The sequence below is a fragment of the Aeromonas sp. R4-1 genome (assembly GCF_040908325.1).
Taxonomy (GTDB): domain Bacteria; phylum Pseudomonadota; class Gammaproteobacteria; order Enterobacterales; family Aeromonadaceae; genus Aeromonas; species Aeromonas veronii.
Genome location: NZ_JBFODM010000019.1, coordinates 1 through 3,902 on the forward strand (window position 1 = coordinate 1; position 3,902 = coordinate 3,902).

A 3,902-nucleotide genomic window follows, 5' to 3' on the forward strand; every position below is an offset into this window, starting at 1 on the left:
GGTCAACTCACTTCTCCTCTTTCTCATCGATTCTCCCTTCAGTGACAGCCGGTGAGCGTTGTGCATCAGCCGGTCCAGGATCGCATCTGCCAGGGTGTTGTCACCCAAGCTCGCGTACCACTCTTCAGTTGGCAGCTGACTGACTACTACCGTCGAGTATTTCCCGTACCGATCATCCATGATCTCCAGCAGGGCGTTGCGCTGCTCGGCATTCACCGCTTCCAGTCCCCAGTCATCGAGGACCAGTAGCTCTATCCTGGCCAGTTGACCCAGCAGTCTGGCGTAACTGCCATCTACCTTGGCCTGGCTCAGCTCAAGTAGCAGACGCGGCAGCCGGTAGTAACGAGTGCTATGCCCTTGCTGACAGGCTTGGTAGCCCAGCGCACAAGCCAGGTAGGTTTTTCCACAGCCACAGGGGCCGGTAATGAGCAGGTTCTGGCCTCGGCGCAGCCACTCTCCTTGGGCCAGGTTTGCAACCTGTGACCGCTCCAGGTTGCGTGCAGACTGGTAGTCCACCTCTTGCACCGTGGCTTGGAGTTTGAGCCGCGCCTGCTTGACTAGCCGAGCTTGTTTACGTTGCTCCCGGCTCAGTTGTTCGTGTTCGACCAGCAGGCTTAGACGCTCGATGAAGGGCAGCCCTTCGTAGGTACTGGCCTGTTCCAGTTGTTGTTGCACTGCATCCGCCATGCCGGTCAGTTTCAGGTTTCTCAGGCGGGTCAGGGTTTGTTGGGTCATGGGGCGTATCCTCTTTAGTGGAAGCTCTGGGGGCCACGGATGTTCTCGTGCTCTTGCGGTAACTCTGGGTAGCTCAGCGGGCTTTCGGGCAGTTGGTCGCGGCCACTGGTCAGCACCGACTTGAGCTGTTTGAGTCGCACCAGTCCTTCCCGATTAGCCAACTGACAGCAGGCCTCGACCCGTGATGGCGGATACTCCCGGCTAAGACTCAGTAGCCCCAGGCAGAGTCGGTATGCCTGCTCGACATGGGCTTTCTCTTCCAGCCGTTCGCTCACCCAGCACAAGGTGCCCGGTCCGATATCAGCAGCCCACTGCTTGAGACGGCCTGGCGTCCAGCGTTGCTGCTTGCTGTGGCGTTCCGGCATGTGCTCCGGGATCGTGCTCATCCCCGGGATGGTTTTACGCGGATGGCTCGCGACCAGCTGTTGCTGGTGATAGACCTGAAGCAAAGTGTCGCCAGCATGGAGCTCCAGTTGCTGGCCCACATACTGGTGTGGCACCGAGTAGTGGTGCTGCTCATAGCTGACGTGATAGTCGATGTTGACCTTGACCGTTTTGATGGCGACATAGCGATAGGGATGCACCGGCAGTGGTCCCAGCGCCGGGCGGTCCAACTGCTCAAACGCCTCGCGCCGGTTACCGGGCAGTTGCTTGAACGGGCGCTCGTTGAGTTCGTCCAGCAAGGCCCGGATGCACTGGTTGAGCTCGGCCAGCGAGAAAAAGGTCTGGTGGCGCAAGCGGGCGAGGATCCAGCGCTCGACGATCTGCACACCCACCTCAGCCTTGGCTTTATCCTTGGGCTTGTAAGGGCGAGCTGGCATCACTGCCACCTGATAGTGCTCGGCCAACTGCTGGTAGCTGGGGTTGAGCTCGGGATCGTATCGGCAAGCCTTGCTGACACCGCTTTTGAGGTTGTCGGGGATCAGCAGTGCAGGTGTACCGCCGAAAAACTCAAAGGCACGGACATGGCTTTGCAACCAGTCCGGCAGTGACTGTGACCAGGTAGCCTCGGCAAAGGTGTAGTTGGACGCACCAAGCACGGCGACAAAGATCTGGGCCTGACGGACCTCCCCCGTGGAGGGCGAGGCGATGGGCACCGTGGGCCCGCAGTAGTCGATAAAGAGCTTTTCCCCCGCCTTGTGGATCTGGCGCATGGAGCGCTTTTGCAACTGACACCAGGATTTGTAACGGTCGCAGAACTGGGAGTAGCTGTAACAGCTGTTGGGATAGCGCTGGGTGTACTCCTCCCAGAGCAGTTGTTTGGAGACCCCCTTACGCTTGAGCTCCTGATGGACAGAGGGCCAATCCGGTACAACATGGCGGGCCGAGATGGTGGTATCGGCCTGCGGATAGAACAGGGCCGCCAGTTGGCCATCATCAAGCTGGCTAGGTAAGGGCCAGGTCAGGCCGAGCGTCTGGGCACTTTTGAGGAGTTTCTGGATGGAGCCAACGCTGACCTTGGTGCAGCAACTTATCTGGCGAACAGAGAGGTCAGCTTCCAGCCGCAGTCGCAGCACTTCACGAATTTTACGCATTGCAATCCTCTTGGCAGACATAGGCTCTTCCCTGGCAAAAGGGAGAGCGTATCAAAGGTTGTTAAATCAATGCGTTAAGGATGATTCCGGTGAATGTGAACAGTGATTCCGGGATGTTGAACACTGTTTCCGGAAAGGAGGAGCAAAGTGTTCAGGTTGAGCCGGAATGAGCGTTCACATTGGTCCGGAAATGGTGTTCACGTTGAACCGGAATCGGTGTTCATGATCGGCCGGAATATGCAATTACACACTCTATCTTCTATAAAGGCCCAGTATGAGGCGGGGATTGCCTCAAAATACAACCCGAGTCGCTCAGTATATACATTCCAAATCCTGCATAAAACACACGCTAGTGCATGAAAAATTCTGTGTACCCACTGGGCTTCCACTACTCAAACATTATTTCAAGGCTTCTAAACCTTCCTTACACGAGTGTGCTTTGCGCTAAATAATGTGTGAGTAAGCAACCATGATTTCCACAAGAAAAGTCCTGCAAATCCATCGTTTCGTCAGTCGTGCCATTGATCAACCCCCCTCCATGACCACCCAGGGTATGGTTCAAATCCTAGACTGGACCATCATGCGCGTGCAGCGAAACCAAATCAGGGAGGAGGCCAATCCCTGTATCTTTGCCAGAGGGGCTGAACTGTTTTAACTGATTAGTTCAATCCGGCCGTTTAGGCGATACAACCAGTTAACCGCTTTGTGTGTTTTCGACTGGTGTGTCCGACAACATGGCTTTGGCCTCAAAGATCTGCATCTGGATGAACAGCGGGTCATAACAGAGCGCATAAGACGCGATTACCGGGAACCGGTTTTGCAGGCAAGTGACCATTTTGCTCAGGAGTACCGCTACTGGTTTTTCATGCATAGCGAGCCCATCAGTAAACAAAGTGCCAGGTCTGCTAGTGCAATTACATCCATTAGTCGCAGCTTGTTTGATCTCAACTGGTAACTGCCGCTCCCCCTCATTCTTACCTCGATGAGGTGAGCAGAAACATAGCAATGAGGTGTGACCCCAACCCCCCTGGTTCAGGAACAAATCAATCGGGTGGACTGGTCGTGCCATAACGAAAGGTGGTCGTATGCAACCAATAGCTTCCCGTGCTCGAAGACATCAGCGCCGTCATAGAGAAAAAAAAGTACAAGCCGCGATAACGGGCCAACACTACCATCCCACAATCCTCTTCTTTACTGGGGCGGGTTTGTCAGCGGAAAGCGGTGTGCCCACGTTTAGAAGTGAAGGTATTTGGCGTAATCATAAGAACTGGCGCTATTCCCACGCTAGTAGCATGAGTACGGATCTGGCTGGCTTCTTGGACTTTCACAACAAACGGCGTCAAACCATGTTAGAAGCCGCCCCCTCACAAGCGCATTATCTGATAGCCCTGCTACAACAGAAATGTACTGTTAGGGTCATAACCTCAGAGATCCCCTCATTTTTAGAGACTCAAATAATTCCAAGTGTGCGGGTATATAAGCGGTGTTGCTTCAGGTAGTAGATAAATTTATCCATCAACAAGACCGCATTGGCTTCTTTCATTTTAGGTAGCAACTGGTAATAGATGACCCCTTGCCGAAAGAACGAATAGGTTCGGCTCTTGCTGGTATTGACCTTGATCGTTCTCTCTA

At 54.3% G+C, this 3,902-nt stretch carries 3 protein-coding genes and 1 pseudogene; 1 reads left to right on the top strand and 3 read right to left on the bottom strand.

Annotated features, from left to right (window positions below; genetic code table 11):
• Both istB and istA read right to left on the bottom strand, forming a co-directional pair.
• A partial coding sequence (gene istB, locus AB5Y90_RS02145; RefSeq protein ID WP_368166492.1) for an IS21-like element ISAs29 family helper ATPase IstB occupies positions 1-735 on the bottom strand: 735 nt, incomplete at its 3' end.
• Between the two features lie 14 nt (positions 736-749).
• Complete coding sequence (gene istA, locus AB5Y90_RS02150; RefSeq protein WP_059296349.1) at positions 750-2,291, bottom strand: IS21 family transposase; 1,542 nt, start codon at positions 2,289-2,291, stop codon at positions 750-752.
• 1,064 nt (positions 2,292-3,355) lie between these two features.
• Between istA and AB5Y90_RS02155 the strand changes: the two genes are divergently transcribed.
• Complete coding sequence (locus AB5Y90_RS02155) at positions 3,356-3,769, top strand: Sir2 family NAD-dependent protein deacetylase (protein WP_368166493.1); 414 nt, start codon at positions 3,356-3,358, stop codon at positions 3,767-3,769.
• Here the strand turns inward: AB5Y90_RS02155 and AB5Y90_RS02160 are convergent.
• Positions 3,721-3,902: pseudogene (locus tag AB5Y90_RS02160) on the bottom strand (IS4 family transposase); the annotation flags it as partial. The gene AB5Y90_RS02155 and the pseudogene AB5Y90_RS02160 sit on opposite strands and share 49 nt — an antisense overlap.

What these genes read in the sequence shown, in the direction of transcription:
- istA (WP_059296349.1), bottom strand. Translation starts at nt 2,291, where the DNA reads ATGTCTGCCAAGAGGATTGCAATGCGTAAAATTCGTGAAGTGCTGCGA.
- AB5Y90_RS02155 (WP_368166493.1), top strand. Translation starts at nt 3,356, where the DNA reads ATGCAACCAATAGCTTCCCGTGCTCGAAGACATCAGCGCCGTCATAGA.